This window comes from Nonomuraea sp. H19 (assembly GCF_052068215.1).
Taxonomy (GTDB): Bacteria; Actinomycetota; Actinomycetes; order Streptosporangiales; family Streptosporangiaceae; genus Nonomuraea.
Genome location: NZ_JBQHCV010000003.1, coordinates 402668 through 420002 on the forward strand (window position 1 = coordinate 402668; position 17335 = coordinate 420002).

General features: G+C 69.8%; 17 protein-coding genes. 5 read left to right on the top strand and 12 right to left on the bottom strand.

From position 1 onward, the window contains the following. Positions 1 to 42: 42 nt before the first annotated feature. Positions 43 to 768 (top strand): tyrosine-protein phosphatase, encoded by a 726-nt coding sequence (locus ACTMTI_RS08590; RefSeq protein WP_441119344.1) that lies wholly within the window; start codon positions 43 to 45, stop codon positions 766 to 768. 30 nt (positions 769 to 798) lie between these two features. Here ACTMTI_RS08590 and ACTMTI_RS08595 read toward each other — a convergent pair whose 3' ends face one another. The 3 genes from ACTMTI_RS08595 to ACTMTI_RS08605 all read right to left on the bottom strand — a co-directional run bounded on the left by ACTMTI_RS08595 (position 799) and on the right by ACTMTI_RS08605 (position 4512). After that, positions 799 to 1470: a pentapeptide repeat-containing protein gene (locus ACTMTI_RS08595; protein WP_441119345.1), complete on the bottom strand. Its 672-nt coding sequence runs from the start codon at positions 1468 to 1470 to the stop codon at positions 799 to 801. A gap of 49 nt (positions 1471 to 1519) precedes the next feature. Beyond that, the gene (locus ACTMTI_RS08600; protein ID WP_441119346.1) at positions 1520 to 2998 is read right to left on the bottom strand and encodes a glycoside hydrolase family 3 protein; all 1479 of its coding nucleotides are present in this window, start codon (positions 2996 to 2998) and stop codon (positions 1520 to 1522) included. Between the two features lie 350 nt (positions 2999 to 3348). Continuing rightward, positions 3349 to 4512 carry an acetyl-CoA C-acetyltransferase gene (locus ACTMTI_RS08605; RefSeq protein ID WP_441119348.1) on the bottom strand — a complete coding sequence of 388 codons (1164 nt, stop codon included), beginning with the start codon at positions 4510 to 4512 and terminating at the stop codon, positions 3349 to 3351. A 96-nt stretch (positions 4513 to 4608) separates the two neighbouring features. On the opposite strand from ACTMTI_RS08605, the gene ACTMTI_RS08610 reads away from it, so the two are divergent. Both ACTMTI_RS08610 and ACTMTI_RS08615 read left to right on the top strand, forming a co-directional pair. Next, positions 4609 to 5277 (top strand): TetR/AcrR family transcriptional regulator, encoded by a 669-nt coding sequence (locus ACTMTI_RS08610; RefSeq protein ID WP_441119349.1) that lies wholly within the window; start codon positions 4609 to 4611, stop codon positions 5275 to 5277. Continuing rightward, complete coding sequence (locus ACTMTI_RS08615; protein WP_441119350.1) at positions 5274 to 5954, top strand: DNA alkylation repair protein; 681 nt, start codon at positions 5274 to 5276, stop codon at positions 5952 to 5954. The genes ACTMTI_RS08610 and ACTMTI_RS08615 overlap by 4 nt, the downstream gene beginning before the upstream one ends. Positions 5955 to 5997: 43 nt before the next feature. On the opposite strand, the gene ACTMTI_RS08620 is transcribed toward ACTMTI_RS08615, so the two are convergent. Further along, entirely contained in the window at positions 5998 to 6837 is an 840-nt protein-coding gene (locus tag ACTMTI_RS08620) for a LysR family transcriptional regulator (protein ID WP_441119545.1), read from the bottom strand. 85 nt (positions 6838 to 6922) lie between these two features. On the opposite strand from ACTMTI_RS08620, the gene metE reads away from it, so the two are divergent. Continuing rightward, on the top strand, positions 6923 to 9064 hold the full coding sequence (gene metE / locus ACTMTI_RS08625; protein WP_441119352.1) for a 5-methyltetrahydropteroyltriglutamate--homocysteine S-methyltransferase: 2142 nt from the start codon (positions 6923 to 6925) through the stop codon (positions 9062 to 9064). A 3-nt stretch (positions 9065 to 9067) separates the two neighbouring features. Here the strand turns inward: metE and ACTMTI_RS08630 are convergent, their stop codons facing one another. Beyond that, positions 9068 to 9643 (bottom strand): GNAT family N-acetyltransferase, encoded by a 576-nt coding sequence (locus tag ACTMTI_RS08630; RefSeq protein WP_441119354.1) that lies wholly within the window; start codon positions 9641 to 9643, stop codon positions 9068 to 9070. A gap of 102 nt (positions 9644 to 9745) precedes the next feature. Then, positions 9746 to 10732, bottom strand: a complete 987-nt coding sequence (locus ACTMTI_RS08635; RefSeq protein WP_441119355.1) for a quinone oxidoreductase family protein — start codon at positions 10730 to 10732, stop codon at positions 9746 to 9748. An 84-nt stretch (positions 10733 to 10816) separates the two neighbouring features. Here ACTMTI_RS08635 and ACTMTI_RS08640 point away from each other — a divergent pair, with 84 nt between their 5' ends. Next, the gene (locus ACTMTI_RS08640; RefSeq protein ID WP_441119357.1) at positions 10817 to 11428 is read left to right on the top strand and encodes a CGNR zinc finger domain-containing protein; all 612 of its coding nucleotides are present in this window, start codon (positions 10817 to 10819) and stop codon (positions 11426 to 11428) included. 96 nt (positions 11429 to 11524) lie between these two features. Here ACTMTI_RS08640 and ACTMTI_RS08645 read toward each other — a convergent pair whose 3' ends face one another. Genes ACTMTI_RS08645 through ACTMTI_RS08670 form a run of 6 tightly spaced genes read right to left on the bottom strand, consistent with a single transcriptional unit; the run spans position 11525 to position 17290 of the window. Next, on the bottom strand, positions 11525 to 12367 hold the full coding sequence (locus tag ACTMTI_RS08645; RefSeq protein WP_441119358.1) for a phosphotransferase family protein: 843 nt from the start codon (positions 12365 to 12367) through the stop codon (positions 11525 to 11527). A gap of 58 nt (positions 12368 to 12425) precedes the next feature. After that, positions 12426 to 13343: a carbohydrate ABC transporter permease gene (locus ACTMTI_RS08650; RefSeq protein WP_441119359.1), complete on the bottom strand. Its 918-nt coding sequence runs from the start codon at positions 13341 to 13343 to the stop codon at positions 12426 to 12428. Then, positions 13343 to 14254 (bottom strand): carbohydrate ABC transporter permease, encoded by a 912-nt coding sequence (locus ACTMTI_RS08655; RefSeq protein ID WP_441119361.1) that lies wholly within the window; start codon positions 14252 to 14254, stop codon positions 13343 to 13345. Before ACTMTI_RS08655 ends, ACTMTI_RS08650 begins: the two co-directional genes overlap by 1 nt. Next, a complete protein-coding gene (gene ngcE, locus ACTMTI_RS08660; RefSeq protein ID WP_441119362.1) occupies positions 14251 to 15666 on the bottom strand; it encodes an N-acetylglucosamine/diacetylchitobiose ABC transporter substrate-binding protein in 1416 nt (471 codons plus the stop codon). The genes ACTMTI_RS08655 and ngcE overlap by 4 nt, the downstream gene beginning before the upstream one ends. A 19-nt stretch (positions 15667 to 15685) precedes the next feature. Then, on the bottom strand, positions 15686 to 16420 hold the full coding sequence (locus ACTMTI_RS08665) for a sugar isomerase domain-containing protein (RefSeq protein ID WP_441119364.1): 735 nt from the start codon (positions 16418 to 16420) through the stop codon (positions 15686 to 15688). After that, entirely contained in the window at positions 16421 to 17290 is an 870-nt protein-coding gene (locus ACTMTI_RS08670) for a MurR/RpiR family transcriptional regulator (protein ID WP_441119365.1), read from the bottom strand. It abuts the gene before it with no gap. Positions 17291 to 17335 lie beyond the last annotated feature (45 nt).

Consider the following 17335-nt stretch of genomic DNA (forward strand, 5'->3'; position numbering starts at 1 on the left):
GAGGCACCACGATGGTGATCACCACGAATTAGAGTGATCCGCGTGAGGAGACATATCACGTTCGATCGCCTGCACAACTTCCGCGACCTCGGCGGCTACTGCGCAACCGACGGCCGCACGGTGCGGTGGGGCCGGTTGTTCCGGTCGGACTCCCTGGCCAAGCTGGAGGGTGCGGACTGGGACCGTTTTCGCGGTCTCGGCATCCGTACGGTGATCGACCTTCGGTATCCCTGGGAAATCGAGGCAAGGGGCCGGGTGCCGCGGCACGAGCAGCTGACGTGGTTCAACTTGAGCATCGAGCACCGGCCCTATGATCAGGCCGAGATCGACCCGGACGTCGATCCCTGGCGTTTCCTCGCCGACAGGTACGCGGAAGTCGCTCATGACGGGGTCGAGGAGCTGCGGCAGACCCTCGAGGTGATCGCCGCCGACAGCGGGCCGCTCGTCTTCCACTGCGCGTCGGGCAAGGACCGGACCGGCCTGGTGGCCGCCCTCGTCCTCGCCCTGCTGGGCGTCTCGGAGGACGACATCGTCGAAGACTTCGCGTTGACCGAGCTGGCCACGGACCGGCTGATCGCCGACTGGCGGGCCGCCAACCCGGGGCGCGAACTGCGGTGGCCCGGCTATGGCCGAGCCCCCGCCGAAATCATGCGGATGTTCCTGTCCGACCTCACCACGGCGCACGGCTCGATCCAGGCGTACGCCACCGAGCGGCTGGGGATCGACAAGGAATTGCTCGCGGAGCTCCGCAGTCGTCTCCTGACCTGACGTCGCCGGTCGTGCCAGGCCGGGCAGGCGTCAGACCACGGTGATGCCCCGGGCGGCGAGGATGGCGTTGGCCTGGGTCTGGTTGATGATCGCGCCCGCGAACGCCCGCAGCTTGGCGTCGTCCGGCTGACCCAGATCGGCTCCGCGCAGGTCCGCCTTCGCGAACTTCGTGTTCAGCAGCCGGGTGCCGATGAGCCGGCAGTCGCTCAACGTGGCCTCGGTGAAGTCGCACCCCGACAGGTCCGCGTCGTCGAAGCGCACCCCCTCGATGAGCTCCCCGCGCAGCGAGCACCCGCCCAGGTTGGCCAGGGTCAGGTTGGAGCGGGCGAGCTTGAAGCCGGTGCCGCGCGAGGCGGTGAGCGCGGCGCCGATCATGCGGCACCCCGTGAAGCTCACGTCCGTCAGCAACGCCCCGCCGAACTGGGCCGACGACAGGTCCACGTCCGTGAACGACACGTCGATGAGGTCGGCGTCGTTGAAGCGGGTGCGCATCCCGCCCCCGCCCGTGAACACCGCCCCGTCGAGGTCGGCCTTGCGGAAGTCGGTCTGCTCCAGCACGCAGGACTCGAAGCGGGCCCCCGCCAGCGAGGCTCCCCACAGATCGGTCTCCGTGAGATCGCAGCCGCGGAACACGTGCGTCTCCCCGGACGGGAGCCGGTCGGTCAGCGCTTTGCGTGAGAGGTCCTCGCCGTCGAAGTTCACGGTGTCAGAGACTAACGGTGCCGGAGACCCGCCGTCGAAGATCGTGCCGTCAGGCGCCGCCGGTCAGCGCCTCCGCCGCGGCCTGACCGCAGACCCTGGCGGAGCCGTACGTGGCGATGTGGACGGCGCCCAGGTCCGAGCGGACGGGCAGCCCCATCTCGACCACCACCGCGTCCGGGCGAGCGCTGAGCAGGTGCCGCAGCGCCTCCTCCTGCCAGGCATGGCGGTGCGCGTCGCGGACCACGATGACCAGCGGCCGGCCGGCGGCCGCCCCGATCAGGCGTTCCAGCGCGGCTCCGGTCGCCTCCCCCACCGCCAGCCGGGTGACCGCGGTGCCCGGCAGCAGCCGGGTGAGCGGCTCGCCGACGCCCCACGGGGTGTTCTTGTCGATGGCCAGGTTCATCTCCGGGGCCAGCTCCACCACGTACGCGGCCGAGGTGAGCGGCAGCACCGGAGCGGTGGACCTGCGGGTGATCCTGATGGCGCGGCGGGCCGCGGTGAGGCCGAGGTCTCCGTCTTCCGGCAGGTGGCTGCCCGAGGAGGTGGCCCAGGCGGCCAGCTCGCGGACCCGGCGAGCGGCGTCGGCCAGTCGCTCCTCGGGCAGCAGTCCTTGGGTCACCGCCGTGGCGATGGCGTCGCGGACCTCGACGGCCACCGCCTCGTCGGCCCGTTCGCCGCCGATGCAGATCGCGTCCGCTCCGGCGGCTATGGCGCGGGCCGCGGCGCCCCCGATCCCGTACACCCCCGACACGGCGGCCATCTCGATGCCGTCAGTGATGATCATTCCTTGGAAGCCCAGCTCCTCGCGCAGCAGCCCGGTGAGGACCTTGGGGCTGAGCGTGGCGGGCAGCTCGGCGTCGTACGAGGGCACCAGGAGGTGGCCGGTCATGACGGCCTTGACGCCTTCCTTGATCGCCTCCCGGAAAGGGAACAGCGCGTCCTCGATCCCGTCGTCGGCCACCACGGGCACGCCATGGTGGGAGTCGATCGAGGTGTCGCCGTGCCCTGGGAAGTGCTTGGCGCAGGCGGCCACGCCGGCCGACTGCAGGCCGCGGACGAACGCCCGGGTATGCCGGGCGACCAGCTCCGGCTCGGCCCCGAACGCCCGCAGGCCGATGACCGGGTTGTCCGGGTTGGAGTTCACGTCGGCCGACGGGGCGAAGTCGATCGTGATGCCGGCCGCGGCCAGGTCCCCGCCGAGGTCCCTGGCCACGGCCTCGGTCAGGGCCTCGTCGTCCACGACGCCGAGCGCGTACCCGCCGGGGCGGCTGCTGCCGGTCGCCACCTCCAACCTGGTCACCTCGCCGGACTCCTCGTCGGTGCCGACGAGCACCGCGGGGTTCTCCGCACGCAGCGCGGCGGTCAGCCGGGCCACTTGGGCGGGGTCGGCGATGTTGCGCGAGAACAGCACCACGCCCGCCAGTCCGTCGCCGAGCCTGCGACGGATCCAGTCGGGAGCGGTCTGTCCCGCGAAACCAGGAAAGAGGACGGCGTCGGCAAGGCGACGCAGGTCACCACTCAGGGGCATGCCATGAATCTAATAGGAAAGTTTCCTATTTGCTAGAGGTATTTTCTGACGTCAGTCCATTCCCTTCGGTGAGGAGACTCCGCCACTGTGCGGACGGGCGCGCCCCGCCGGTCTACAGGGTCCACCGCCCGGCACGTCGCCGCTGAACACCACCAACCCCGGCGCGTTCGGCGCCAGGATGCGGGCGCACTCCTGATGACGGCGGCGCAGGAACGCCGGCGCGCGCCATGCCGCCCGGGCGCCTGGGGTCGGCGCTGAGGGGATTGACGGCTGACCGCGTCCAGAGGACCACGTCGTCGGGCATCGGCTCGCCTGAGGCGACACCCCGGGTGAACGGGCCGGCTATGCCCTCATCGTGCCGGGTCCAGCCGCTCGATGATGGTGACGTTCGCCTGACCGCCGCCCTCGCACATGGTCTGCAGGCCGTACCTGCCGCCGGTTCGCTCCAGCTCGTGCAGCAGCTTGACGGCCAGCACGGCGCCGGTCGCGCCGAGCGGGTGGCCGAGCGCGATGGCGCCGCCGTTGGGGTTGACCCTGGCCGGGTCGGCGCCGGTCTCCTTGATCCAGGCCAGCGCGACGGAGGCGAACGCCTCGTTGATCTCGATGACGTCGAAGTCGTCGATCGACATGCCGGTCATGCCCAGCGCGTGGACGGTGGCGGGGATCGGGGCGTCGAGCATCGTGATCGGGTCAGCGCCGCGCGCCGAGAGGTGGTGTACGCGGGCGCGCGGGGTCAGCCCGTGGTCGCGTACCGCCCGGGGTGAGGCGACGAGCAGGGCGGCGGCGCCGTCGGAGATCTGCGAGGCCAGCGCGGCGGTCAGCCGGCCTCCTTCGGCCAGGGGCTTGAGCGCGGCCATCTTGGCGAGCGTGGTGTCCCTGCGCGGGCCCTCATCCGCGGCCACGCCGTCGAAGGGCACGATCTCCCGCCGGAAATATCCGGCATCGATGGCGTGCAGGGCGCGCCGGTGCGACTCGTACGCGTACCGCTCCATCTCCTCGCGCGAGATGTCCCATGTGGCGGCGATCCGCTCCGCGCCGGTGAACTGGGAGACCTCCTGCGTGCCGTACCGCGCCGTCCAGCCCTTGGAGCCCGCGAAGGGGGTCTCGTGCCCGAGTGGGCGCCCGGCCAGCATCGCGGACGAGATGGGGATCATGCTCATGTTCTGCACGCCGCCCGCCACCACCAGGTCGTTCGTGCCGGACAGCACGGCCTGGGCGGCGAAGTGCAGCGCCTGCTGCGAGGAGCCGCACTGGCGGTCGATCGTGACGCCGGGCACCTCCTCGGGCAGCCCGGCGGCCAGCCAGCAGGTGCGCGCGATGTCCCCGGCCTGCGGCCCGATCGTGTCCACGCAGCCGAAGATCACGTCCTCCACGGCCGACGGGGCGGCGTCCGAGCCGTCCATCAACCCCTTGAGCACGTGCGCCCCGAGGTCGGCGGGATGGGTCCGGCCCAGGCCACCGTTCCTGCGCCCCACGGGGGTGCGGACGGCGCCGACGATGTACGCCTCACTCACCCCAGCATCGTAGCAAGCGCTTGGTCGAGCGGGGAATGCCTGATGAGCTGGAGCTGTTGGGTGAACAAGCGATTGCCTGGGGGCCATAATGGTGTCGTGACCACGCGAAAGAACTCCGGCACCACCACACCGGCGAAGCGCCAGCGCGCGACCTCATCGGGGTCGGCGTCAGAGCGCCGTGACCACCTCGTCAAGCTCGCCGCGGAGCTCTTCGCGCGCAAGGGCTTCCAGGCCACGACAGTACGCGAGATCGCCGACGAGGCGGGCATCCTCTCAGGAAGTCTCTACCACCACTTCGACTCCAAGGAGTCGATCGTCGACGAGGTCCTGTCCACCTTCCTCGACGACCTCATCGCCCGCTACCGCGCCGCCATCGACTCCAGCGCCGACCCCCGCTCGGTGTTGTCGGAGATGGTCCGCATCGGCTTCAGCACCCTGGAGCCGCACCGGGCCGCGATCACCGTGATGCAGAACGACTGGAACTACCTGCGGCAGTTCGAGAAGTTCAACTACCTCGTCAAGGCCGAGGACGAGGTCGAGCAGATCTGGGTGACGCAGATCAAGGCGGGCCAGGCGGCCGGGCAGTTCCGGTCCGACGTGGACCCCAAGCTGACCTACCGCATGATCCGCGACACCATCTGGGTGGCGGTGCGCTGGTTCCGCCCTGGCGGCAGGCTCAACACGGCCGGCCTGGCCGAGCACTACATCACCGTGCTGTTCGACGGCATCGCGACGGGCGAGCGCACGACCCAGCCCAAGGGATGAGCCTCGGCAAGGCGGTGCGGCTGGCACTGCAGCAGGTGGCCGAGCCGGACAAGGCGGAGGTCATGCGGGCCTACATGAAGTCCGCGATGCCGTTCCTGGGCGTACAGTCGACGCCCAGGAAGGCGGCACTCAAACGGGTGTTCGCCGAGCACCGCCTCGAGAGCGCGCCGGAGTGGCGGCGGGCCGTGCTGTCGCTGTGGCGCGAGGCCGAGTTCCGCGAGGAGCGGTACGCCGCCATCGAACTGTCCGGATACCACTACTACCGGCCGTACCAGACGCTCTACACGGTGCCGATGTACGAGGAGATGATCGTCAGCGGCGCCTGGTGGGACGTGGTGGACGAGCTGGCCACGCACCGGATCGGGGGGCTCCTGGCCGCCTACCCCGACCCGATGCGGCCGCTCATGCTGGAGTGGGCGCACGACGACGACCTGTGGAAGCGGCGCACCGCGATCCTGTGCCAAAACCGGTTCAAGCAACGCACGGACACGGCCCTGCTGTACGCGTGCATCGAGCCGAGTCTGTCGGACAACGACTTCTTCGCGCGCAAGGCCATCGGGTGGGCGTTACGCGAATACGCCAAGACCAATCCCAGCGAGGTGATCCGCTACGTGAAGGCCAAGGGCATCTCCGGCCTGAGCCGGCGCGAAGCGCTGAAGAATCTGCCGCTCGCCTGAACCCTCGGCATGAGGACGTCGAGTCCGCGGTGGCCCTGTCCGGTCACCTCGTCCACAGCGCGTCCTGGACCGCCTGGACCAGGGCCATCAGCTCCGGCGTGACGCGCTCCTTCGACCAGGCCAGGGCGTAGGTGATGCGCAGGTCGCCCGCGTCGAGCGGCACGAACCGTACGTCGTCCCGCCTGATGGCCCTGACCAGCAGCTGCGGGATCGGCAGCAGTCCGGCGCCCGCGGCAACCAGGTCCAGCGCGGCGGCGAAGTCGTCGTCGGCCACCATGCGCGAGCGGCCCGGCAGGCCCGCCCACGGGCGGCTGCCCGGCGTGAGCAGCACCTGACCGTGCAACTCGTCCGCGGCGACCTTGGTCCTGGGCGCCAGCCGGTGCCCGGCGGGCACGGCGAGGTGGTCGACGGTCACGTGGAAGCGGGCGGCCGTGACGAACTGCGCCGGCGCCGGGGTGGACAGGATCGCGGCCGAGACCTCGCCGTCCGCCAGCGCCTGCGCCGCCGCTCCCCGGCCCGCCACCGTGAGCTCCACGCCGATCGACGGGGTGCGGCCCGCGAGCCGCCTGACGATCCGCGCCGCCAGCGTGCCGACAAGTGGTGGATAAGCAAGGTGAATAGTCGGCCTGGCCAATCGGGCCGCCTCGGCGGTGAACGCCTGGGCCGACTCCAGCACCTGCTCCGCGTACGGCAGCAGCGCCTTGCCCGCGGCCGTGAGCCGCACCTCGCGGGCGGTCCGCTCGAAGAGCCTGACCCCGGCGGCGCGTTCGAGCCTGGTGATGGCCTGGCTCATGGCGGGCTGCGACATGCCCAGGTCGGCGGCGGCCCGCGAAAAGCTCATCCGTTCCGCGACCCGCGCGAAGCAGTGGATCTCCCTGAGCATAAGCAGCACCAATACATGGTGCACGACTCGCCGGGTACTCGGCACGATCACAGCCATCTGTCCGACGTCACAGGGAGTTGAGAAGATGTCGCCGTTCCCCAAGTCCACCGTGCTGGGGTACCCGCGGATCGGGCCGCGGCGGGAGCTGAAGCGGGCGCTGGAGTCGTACTGGGACGGGCGCTCGACCAGGGCCGAGCTCGACCGGGTGGGCGCCGAGATCAGGGAGCGGACCTGGCGCAGGCTGGCCGAGCTCGGGCTGGAGGGGCTGCCGTCCAACACGTTCTCGCTCTATGACCAGGTGCTGGACACGGCGGTGCTGCTCGGCGCGGTCCCCGCGAGGTATCAGGAGGCGGACGACCCCTACTTCGCGATGGCCAGGGGCACCGCGGGGCTGGCGCCGCTGCGGATGACGAAGTGGTTCGACACGAACTACCACTACATCGTGCCGGAGATCGGCCCCGGCACCGTGTTCAGGCTGGACGCGAGCAAGCCGCTCGGCGAGGTGCGGGAGGCGCGGGCGCTCGGGTACGAGACGCGGCCGGTGGTGGTGGGACCGGTGACGTTCCTGCTGCTGGCCTCGGCGCTGGACCGGCTGGAGGAGGTGCTGGACTGCTACGCCGAGCTGCTGGCCGCGCTGGCGGCCGAAGGGGTCGAATGGGTGCAGCTGGACGAGCCCGCGCTGGTGGGCGACCGGACACCGGAGGAGCTGGCCGCGGTCAGGACCGCTTATGAGCGGCTGGGAAGTGTGAGCGCGCGGCCCGGGCTGTTCGTGGCCTCGTACTTCGGCGATCTCGGCGAGGCGCTGCCGGTGCTGGCCGGCACGCCGGTGGAGGCCATCGGCATCGACCTGGTGCGCGGCGGCGTCCCCGTCGCCGACCTGACCGGCAAGACCGTGGTCGCGGGCGTGGTGTCCGGGCGCGACGTGTGGCGGACCGCGCCGGAGCGGGCGCTGGCCGCGCTGGCCGCCGTACGGGCCTCGCGGGTGGTGGTGAGCACGTCGTCCTCGCTGCTGCACGTGCCCTACTCCGTGGAGGCCGAGCCGGAGCTGGACCCGGCGCTGAGGGCGCGGCTGGCCTTCGCGGAGCAGAAGGTGGCCGAGGTGGTGGCGCTCGCCGCCACCGGCTTCCACGGCTCCGCGCCCGCCGGGCCCTCCGTGCCGCTGCCCGGCCCCGTGGTGGCGGAGGAGCGCAGCCCGTACGCGGTGCGCGCCGCGGCGCAGGCCGAGCACCTGCGGCTGCCAGCGCTGCCGATCACCACGATCGGGTCGTTCCCGCAGACCGGCGAGCTCCGCGCCGCCCGCGCGGCGGTGGCGGCCGGCACGCTGTCGCAGGAGGACTACGAGCGCCAGGTCGAGGCCGAGATCGAGCGGGTCATCCGGGTGCAGGAGCGGCTCGGGCTCGACGTCCTCGTCCACGGCGAGCCGGAGCGCAACGACATGGTCCAGTATTTCGCCGAGCACCTCGACGGCTTCGCGGTCACCAGGAACGGCTGGGTCCAGTCGTACGGCTCGCGCTGCACCCGGCCGCCGATCCTGCACGGCGACGTCGGCCGCCCGGAGCCGATCACGGTGCGGTGGGCCACGTACGCGCAGTCGCTCACGGACAAGCCGGTCAAGGGCATGCTCACCGGGCCTGTCACGATCGTGGCCTGGTCGTTCGTCCGCGACGACCTGCCGCTGCGCGACGTGGTGTTCCAGGTGGCGGACGCCATCGGGGAGGAAGTGCGCGACCTGGAGGCCGCCGGGGTGTCGATCATCCAGGTGGACGAGCCCGCGCTGCGCGAGCTGCTGCCGCTGCGCCGGGCGGCGCAGGCCGACTACCTGGAGTGGGCGGTGGCAGCGTACCGGCGGGCCACTTCGGGGGCGAGCGATCGCACGCAGATCCACACGCACCTGTGCTACTCCGACGCCGACCAGATCCTGGCCGCCATCGACGGGCTGGACGCGGACGTGACCACGATCGAGTCCGCCCGCTCCGGGGCGCGGATCCTGGGTGCTGTGGGGTCGTTCGGGCGGGGGCTCGGACCGGGCGTCTACGACATCCACTCGCCGCGCGTGCCCGGCGCGGAGGAGGTCGAGGACCTGCTGCGCAGGACGCTGAAGGCGCTGCCGGCGGAGCGGGTCTGGGTCAACCCGGACTGCGGGCTGAAGACGCGGACGTACGAGCAGGTGGAGGCGGCGCTGGCCAACGTGGTCACCGCCACCCGCCGGCTGCGGGACGAGCTGTAGAGCTCAGGCGGGACGTTCGGCGAAGCGCGCACCGTAACGCTCGGTGAACTCCTCGATCGTCATGCCGAACAGCACCTCGTCGTCGTAACGGCCGTTGGCGTAGCGGCTCCTGCGCCGGCGGCCTTCCTCGACGAAGCCCAGCCGCCGGTGCAGGGCCAGCGACGGCTCGTTGGAGCTGTAGACCCAGGCCTCGGCCTTCTGGAAGCGACGCTCGAAGAACATGTAGCGCAGTAGGAGCACGATGGCGTCGCTGGCGTAGCCCTTGCGGTGGTGCGGGGTGCCGATGGCGATCCCGTACAAGAAGGTGCCGTGGTCGCGATCGACCTGGTGGGTGTTGATCGACCCGACCGGGACGTCGCCGTCCCTGGTGGCGATCACCAGGGAGAACTCGTCGAGGTCGAGCTGCTCCTCGGCCTGCTCGGTGGACTGCTTCTTCGCGTAGGCGGCGGAGGTGGGTGGATGGAGGCGCCAGCCGTTCCTGACCGCGTCGGAGTCCTCCTCGAAGGCGTGGAACGCCTCCCAGTCCTCGGGCTCTCTGGCCCGCAGGCGTACGCGCTCGCCCACCCATGCCGACGTCATGTCCGGCAGCAAAGCATGCCGCTACGGCGGATCGCCAACGATTTTCCGCCGGGGACACCTCGTCTGCAGCGGTGAAACGCCGGGGCCCGGTCCCGGGCGTGCTCAGTCCTGGTGCACAGCGAGCACGATCTTGCCTCGGTTGTCGCGTCGTTCCAGGCGCTCGTGGGCCTCGCTCGCCCGTTCCAGCGGGAAGACCGCCTCCACAGGGATCCGATAGGCGCCCGCGGCGACCCGTCCTGCGATCTCCCGCAGGTCCCCGCGGGGATCGTAGCCGTACTCCAGCAGGTTGGTGAGCTGGAAGCCGAGGATGGTGGCGTTCTTCGGATAGAAGTCGCGGGTGTCGATGGTGCTGGGCGCCAACGCGACGTTGGCCAGGGCGACCACGCGGCCGCCGTAGGCGACCTGCCGGAGGCTGTGCGCGAAGACCTCGCCGCCCACGGCGTCCACCACGACGTCCGCGCCGCGCCCGCCGGTGAGGCGCATGACCTCCGTGACCGCCTGCTCGCCCTGGTGGGTGGAGGTGTCGACAGTCTCGTGGGCGCCGAGTCCGGACGCCCAGGCGGTCTTGGCGGGCGAGCCCGCCACGGCGATGACCCTGGCGCCCGACTCCGCGGCGATCTGCACCGCCGCGCTGCCGACCCCGCTCGCCGCGGCGTGCACCACCACCGTCTCGCCTTCGGCGAGCCTGGCCAGGTGGCGCAGGCAGTACCAGGCGGTGAGCCAGGCCGTGGGCAGGGCGGCGGCCTCGGTGACGTCGACCCCGTCGGGCAGCACGCTCACCCTGGCCGCGGGCACGGCCGCGAGTTCGGCGTAGAGTCCCGCCCCTATCGCCATGACGCGCTGCCCGACCTCAATACCGCCCACTCCCGCTCCCACCGCGGCCACGGTCCCCGCGCCCTCCAGGCCCGGGATCAGTGGCGGGCGTCCCGCACGGTGGTAGGCGCCCGTACGAATGAGCGCGTCCGCCCTGTTGACGCCCGCTGCTTCGACTCGCACCAGTACCTCGCCCGGCCGGACCACGGGATCCGGCACCTCTACGGGGATCAGGACCTCGGGGCCGCCGAACTCGTCGATCCGCACCGCGCGCATACCGTCCTCATTTCCTTGACACCTATTGAACAGGTGTCATCATGTGACACCGCCTGAACAGGTGTCAAGCAGTACGATCAGGACATGACCCGTACGCCTGTCCCAGACGATGCCCTGCTGGCGTTCCCGTTCATCGGCGGGCGCCCCTGCCTCGACTTCGTCGCCACGCTTGGCAAGCGCCACTCGGTCGCCGTAGAGCGGCTTCCCGACGCGGCTTCGTTCGACCGCTGGATCGCCGAGTCCGGCCTGCGTCCCGAGGCGCGTCCGCGCGCAGAGGAGCCGACGACCTCGAAGGAGGATCTGGCCGAGGCCCGGGTACTGCGCGAGGCGCTCTATCGGCTGCTGACCGCCGCCATGCACGGCCGGGCCCCGGATCCAGCCGACGTCGCCGAGGTCAACGCGGCCGCTGCGCGCCCGGATCTCGCACCCCAGCTCGCCTGCACCGACGCGGGGCTGACCGTGTGCAGGGCGGCGAACGACGGCGCGTCCGCCGTCCTGGCGACCGTGGCTCGCGATGCGGTGCTGTTGGCCGGTGGGCCGCTCATGGGCCGCGTCAAGGAATGCGAGAACCCCGACTGCTCGCTGCTGTTCCTGGACGACTCCCAGGCACGGCGGCGCCGCTGGTGCTCCATGGATCGCTGCGGGAACCTGGCGAAGATCGCCGGCTATCGTTCGCGCCACCGGGGCACCCGCTGAGCGCGCCGCAGACACTCACGAGCCCGGCACGGCCGCCGATCACCCCATGAGAGTCCCGTACCGTCCGCCGGCCGGTGTACGGATCGGTGCGGCGACCTACGAGAACGTCCAGGCCAAGTGGCTCAGGGCGGCGTCGGCGTAGTGGCGCGGGCCGGAGCTCAGACCGTACGCGAGGTCTTCGATCAGTTTGCACCGGGCGTGGAAGAGCACCCTGGCGCGGTCCTCCTCGTCCAGGTCGAAGGCGTAGTGCGACACCGTGAGGTCGAAGACTTCCGGGCCCAGGTCGCGGTAGATCAGGGCGAAGTCGTGGGCCGGGTCGGTGATGGCCGCATCCGTCCAGTCGATGATCCCGGTGATGGTGCTCGTTTCCGCGTCCACCAGGACGTGCTCGCTGCCCAGGTCGTTGTGGCAGAACCGGAGCGCGGGCGGCTCGGCCGGCGGCGGGGTGCGGAGGAAGCGCTCCACCAGGGGTCGCTCGGACCGGGGCACGTGGTCCTCGATGTCGCGGTAGTCGAGTTCGGCGTCATGCAGTTGCGTCGGCGCCGGGTAGACGTCCCGGGGCGCCAGTTCGCGCAGCTCCTCGGAGGCCGTGTGCAGGGCGGTCAGGAATCTGCCGAGCTGCTCGGCCAGGCGCTTGGGGTCGCGGACCGGGTGCTGGCCGAGGGGGTCGCCGGGCAGCTTGCGGTACGCGATCACGCCGGACTCCTCGTCGGCGAAGACCATGTCGGGGACCGGCAGCGGGGACAGCTCCCTGACGGCCGCCAGGCGGGCGACCTCCTGGCGGGTCGTCTGGGGGTCGGCCGCCTTGCTCCGCCGTACCACGAGCTCGTCGTTGACTTCGTACACGAGGTTGTCGAGGCCATGGCCCAGCCGGCTGATGGTACGGATCTGGTAGCCGGGAAGGTGGCGGGCCAGCAACGTGCGGATGTCGCTAGTCACATCCCGCAGCTTAAGCCCGGCATGTCCGGCATGGCGGCTATATAGCCGTCCCCGTCTCCTACTTCAGCGCTCCCGAGGTCAGGCCGGACTGGATCTGGCGCTGGAAGACCGTGTAGATGATCAACATGGGGAGGATGGCCAGGGTCAGGGCCGCGAACATGGCCGACCAGTCCTGGTCATATCCCGCGGCAGCCGAAATGTCGGCGATGCCTTGAGGGAGCACCCACATCTCCCGGTCCTGGAGCAGCACCAGCGGCAGCTGGTACTGGTTCCACTGGCCCAGGATGTTGAAGATCGTGATGCTGACGATGCCGGGCCTGGCCATCGGCAGCATGATCTGGAAGAACACCCGGGTGTGGGACGCCCCGTCCACCATGGCCGCCTCCGCCACCGCCGTCGGCAGCGTACGGAAGAACGCCGACAGGAAGAACACGGTGAACGGCATCGAATAGGCGATGTAGACCAGCACCAGCCCGGCATGCGTGTTCAACCCGATGAACGGCCCGACCAGCGGCACGTTCCCCATGTTCTGCACCACGAAGAACAGCGGCGTCAGGGCCAGGTAGACGGGGAAGGCCAGCCCGGAGACGAACAACAGATAGAACGCCCGGTTGCCCCGGAACGGATAGCGAGCCAGCACGTACGCCGCCATCGACCCGATGAGCATCGTGCCGAACGTGCTGAACGACACCACGATGACGCTGTTGAGCAGGTACTGACCGATGTGGAAGTTGTTCCAGGCCCGCTCGAAGTTGTCCCAGCGCAACGCGGCCGGCAGTGACCAGGCGTCACCGAAGATCTCTTCCTCGCTCTTGACCGACGCCAGGAACGTCCACAGGATCGGCACCACCACGAGGACGGTCCACACCACGAGCGCGAGGTGCGACAGCAGCCCGAGCGGGCCCAGCCGGCGCCGGCGTTCCTGGCGGGCGAGTTTGCGGGAGTTCGCCACGGTCCACGAGGTCATCGATGTCATCAGTACTCAATCCGTTCGCGCCGGGACAGGCGAAGCGAGATGATCGCGAATCCGACGGTGAAGAAGAACATCACGACGCCGAGCGCCGAGGCGTAGCCGAACCTGAAGTGTTCGAAAGCACTGCGGTAGATCTCGGTGGCCATGACCGTGGTCGCCCTGTCCGGGCCGCCGTGCTGGAGGGTCATCACCCACACGATCGCGAACACGTCCAGCGCGAGAATGCCCAGATAGACCCAGGCCACCTGGACGGTGTCCCACAGCAGCGGCAGCGTGACGCGGAAGAACAGGGTGACCCGGCCCGCACCGTCGATCTGCGCCGCCTCGAACATGTCCTTGGGGATGGAGGCCAGACCGGCGGAGAACAGCACCACGTAGAAGCCGACCGCCTGCCAGACCATCACCCCCAGCACCGACCAGAACGCCACGTCCCGGTCGGACAGGAACCCGACCGGATCGAACCCGAGCGCCATCAGCGGCGCGTTCAGCATGCCGCTGCCGTCCGGGCGGAACACCTGCTGGAACAGCACGGCCACCACGGCGACCGCCAGGACCTGCGGAAAGAAGAACACCACCCGGTAGAACTTCGACCCACCGATCCCGGCGTTGCTCTGCGCTCCGCCCACGTTGAGCAGGAAGGCGAAGAACAGGGCGATGACGATCGTGATCAGCGGCAGCAGGACGAGCAGCGCGCCGTTGTGCGTGACCGCCTGCCAGAAGACGCTGTCGTTGAACAGCCGCTTGAAGTTGTCCAGGCCGATGAACGCAGGCGTGGCCGTCACGCCGCGCCAGTCCGTCATCGCGATGTAGAACGCCTGGAGGTACGGCGAGATCACATAAACCAGGTAGAGAATCACCGGGGCTGCCAGGAACGAGGTGATGAACAGCCCACGGCGATACCTGTTGAACATCATGTGCGCTTGTACTTCTTGATCGAGGAGTCGTTCTTGATCTCGTCGGCCTTCTTCTGGATGCGCTCCAGGTACGCGTCCGGCTTGAGCCCGCCGGACATGAGCTCGCCGGTGGCGGCGATGGCCTCGTCCTTGAGCTGGGCGTACCAGTTGAACCAGCGGTAGTAGACGGTGTTCGTGCCCGCGTCGGCGACGGCCTTGGAGGCGCTCGTCACGCCCGGTGAGATCTCACGGCCCTCGGTCGCGCCCTTCACCACGGTCATGGTGCGCACCAGCTCGCTGAAGTCCCCGGCCGCCTTCTTCGACACCATGGCCCGCAGGTATTCCATGCCCGCCTGGGGATGGGCGCTCTTGGCCGAGACGATGAAGTTCTCGCCCGGCTGGGTGTGCAGGGTGCCGTAGGGCATCTTGTCCGAGCTGGTGAAGTCGGGGATCGGGAACATCCCATACTCGAAGTCGGGCGGGGTGGTGGTCTTCTGCTCGTTCTCCAGCCAGGAGCCGGAGGGCAGCATGGCGACCTTGTACTTGTTCTGGGCGGTCTGGGTCTGCACGTGGTCGAGGCCGGTGGTGCCCTCCATGAGGTATTTGGCGCCGACCTCGGCCCAGGCCGTGGCGGCGGTCTTCATGGCCTCGGTGGTCCAGGCGCCGTCTTCGAGGTTGTCGATGTTGACGAGCACCTCGTTGCCGCCGATCTTCGCGGCCATCGTCAGCAGCGGCTCGTAGAGATACTGCGGGAACTTTCCGGCATAGGTGAAGGGCGCCATCTTCCCGGACTTCTTGATCGTTTCGCAGAGCTTGAGGAACTCGTCCCAGGTCTTCGGGATCTGCCAGCCGTTGTCCCTGAACACCTTCTGCGAATACCAGATGCCGTGGATGTAGTTGACGTAGCCGAGCACGCTGAACTTGCCGTCATAGGTGCCGATGTCGATGACGGACTGGTCGATGGTGTCTCTGACCTTGACGTTCGGGTCGTCCCAGCTCGGCGCGTCCAGCAGCGGGGTCAGGTCCTGGAGCTGCCCGTCCTGGGACAGAGCGCCGAAGTCCATGAAGTTGGCACCGGAGTTGTCGATCACTTCCGGCGGGTTGCCACCGGCGAAGCGCGGCTGGAGGACCTTGGTGATCTCCTTGGTCGCGTTGTGCTTGATCTCGACGTTGGCGTATTTGGTCTTGAACAGCGGCTGGTGGATGTTCTTGGCATAATCCTGGCCGAAGCCGCCGTCGAAGATCCACACCTCCAGCGGCTTGTCGGCCGCCACCCCGAACGGGTTGGCGGCGCTGGTCGCGACCGGCGCCGACGAGGCGGTGGCGGCGGGCTTGGAGGCGGGTGTGGCACACGCGGCCAGCGCCCCTGCCACGGGCACGAGCGCGGCGCCGCGAAGGAGCTCACGCCTGCTGAGGTGGGGGGTATTCGGCATTACGACTGCTCCTGACTATTCATGATCCACGTCGGATACGCCCTGCGTATCGGCTCTCCAGGGCTTTGTTGTGCTCGTCACCGCCGGTCACGTTCACCGACAGGTAGATGGGAGGCGTCTCGCCCAGCGCCACGAGTTCGTCCACCGCCTCGGTGACCACCATCTGCGCGAGCAACGCGGAGGTGATCGTGGACACCGCGCCGTAACGGCCGCCGCCGGGCAGGTCGAGGATGGCGTCCCCGTACGGAGCGCCGTTGTCCAGCACGACGTCGGCCAGGTCGAGCAGCTTGGCGCCCGACGGGTGGCGCGAGGTCATCCGGGTGCTGTGCTGGACCGAGGTGATCGCGATCAGCGGATGGCCGCGGTCCTTGACGATCGTGGCCAGTTCGACGACGGTGCCGTTCACGCCCGAGCTGGAGATCAGCACGAACACGTCCTGCGGCGCGACCGGCGCCAGGTCGTAGATCTCGTGCGCGATGGCCGGGTCCCGTTCCAGCTCCGGGGTCAGCACGCCGGCCGGGTGGCCCCCGTACAGGACGAGGTCCCTGGGCGAGAGGCGGTTGCTGGGCACGAGGCCGCCGGCCCGTCCGGCGATCTCCATGGCGATGGCCTCGGAATGCCCCGAGCCGAACGCGTTGACCACGCCGTCCGCCCGGATGGAGGCCACCACCAGCGCGGCCGCCTTCTTGACCGGCTCCGCCTGGTTCTCGGCGACCTGGTGGGCCAGGTCGAGGACCTTGGATGCGAATGTCATTCAGCCTCTCTCCACCCGATGGCCCTCGACGGCCCTGATCGTCCGCTCGAACGCCTCGTTCGTACGTTCGTAGGTGCGTTGGGCGACCGCCACGTAGACGGCGTCCAGCACGAACAGCTGCGAGTGCACGGCGGCCAGCCCGCCGAGCCGGAACGTCGTCTCCCTGCTGGCCGTGGTCAGCACCAGATCGGCCAGATCGGCCAGCGGGGAGCGGGCGAAGGAGGTGACCGCGACCGTCGTGGCGCCATGGCTGCCCGCCTCGGCCAGCGCCTCCATGACCTCACGGGTGCGGCCCCGGTGGCTGATGCCGATGGCCACGTCCCCCTGCTTGAGCAGCGCCGCGTCCGACAGGGCCACGTGCGCGTCGCCCGCGCTCCAGCCGGGGATGCCGATGCGGCGCAGCCGGCCTTCCAGCATGGTGGCGACGTTCCCGCTGGTGGAGACCCCGACCAGGAGCACTCGCGGAGCGGCCACGATGGCGTCGGCCACCTTGGCGACCACGTCGAGGTCGAGCTGCGCGGCGGTGTCCTGGATGAGCCTGGTGTCGGCGGCGGCCATCACCTCGATGGCGGCGTCGAGCGGGTCGTCGGGACCGATCTCATGGCCGACGCCCGCGCCCCAGCCCGCCTGCGCGGCCCGGCCGGTCTCGGTGGCGAGCGCGACGCGCAGCTCGGCGTAGCCCGAGAAGCCGAACGCCCGGCAGAACCTGGTCACGGTCGCCGGTGAGCTGCCGGCCCGCTCGGCCAGCGCGATGATGGTCGACCGCGCGGCCTCGGCAGGATCGCCGAGTATCACCTCGCCGACTCTGCGCAACGCCTCCGGCAAACCGGGTAGTTCTGTTTCGACGCGCCCAAGCGCTCCTGAAGTCACGAATATTCCTTCCGAATACCCGGTCTTCTGGCGAAAATTATTCTT

Bases quoted from the DNA above. Each gene is read 5' to 3' on its own strand.
- ACTMTI_RS08600 (WP_441119346.1), bottom strand. From the start codon at position 2,998: ATGCCCCTGAGTGGTGACCTGCGTCGCCTTGCCGACGCCGTCCTCTTT.
- ACTMTI_RS08615 (WP_441119350.1), top strand. From the start codon at position 5,274: ATGAGCCTCGGCAAGGCGGTGCGGCTGGCACTGCAGCAGGTGGCCGAG.
- ACTMTI_RS08620 (WP_441119545.1), bottom strand. From the start codon at position 6,837: ATGCTCAGGGAGATCCACTGCTTCGCGCGGGTCGCGGAACGGATGAGC.
- metE (WP_441119352.1), top strand. From the start codon at position 6,923: ATGTCGCCGTTCCCCAAGTCCACCGTGCTGGGGTACCCGCGGATCGGG.
- ACTMTI_RS08630 (WP_441119354.1), bottom strand. From the start codon at position 9,643: ATGACGTCGGCATGGGTGGGCGAGCGCGTACGCCTGCGGGCCAGAGAG.
- ACTMTI_RS08635 (WP_441119355.1), bottom strand. From the start codon at position 10,732: ATGCGCGCGGTGCGGATCGACGAGTTCGGCGGCCCCGAGGTCCTGATC.
- ACTMTI_RS08640 (WP_441119357.1), top strand. From the start codon at position 10,817: ATGACCCGTACGCCTGTCCCAGACGATGCCCTGCTGGCGTTCCCGTTC.
- ACTMTI_RS08650 (WP_441119359.1), bottom strand. From the start codon at position 13,343: ATGACATCGATGACCTCGTGGACCGTGGCGAACTCCCGCAAACTCGCC.
- ACTMTI_RS08655 (WP_441119361.1), bottom strand. From the start codon at position 14,254: ATGATGTTCAACAGGTATCGCCGTGGGCTGTTCATCACCTCGTTCCTG.
- ngcE (WP_441119362.1), bottom strand. From the start codon at position 15,666: ATGCCGAATACCCCCCACCTCAGCAGGCGTGAGCTCCTTCGCGGCGCC.
- ACTMTI_RS08665 (WP_441119364.1), bottom strand. From the start codon at position 16,420: ATGACATTCGCATCCAAGGTCCTCGACCTGGCCCACCAGGTCGCCGAG.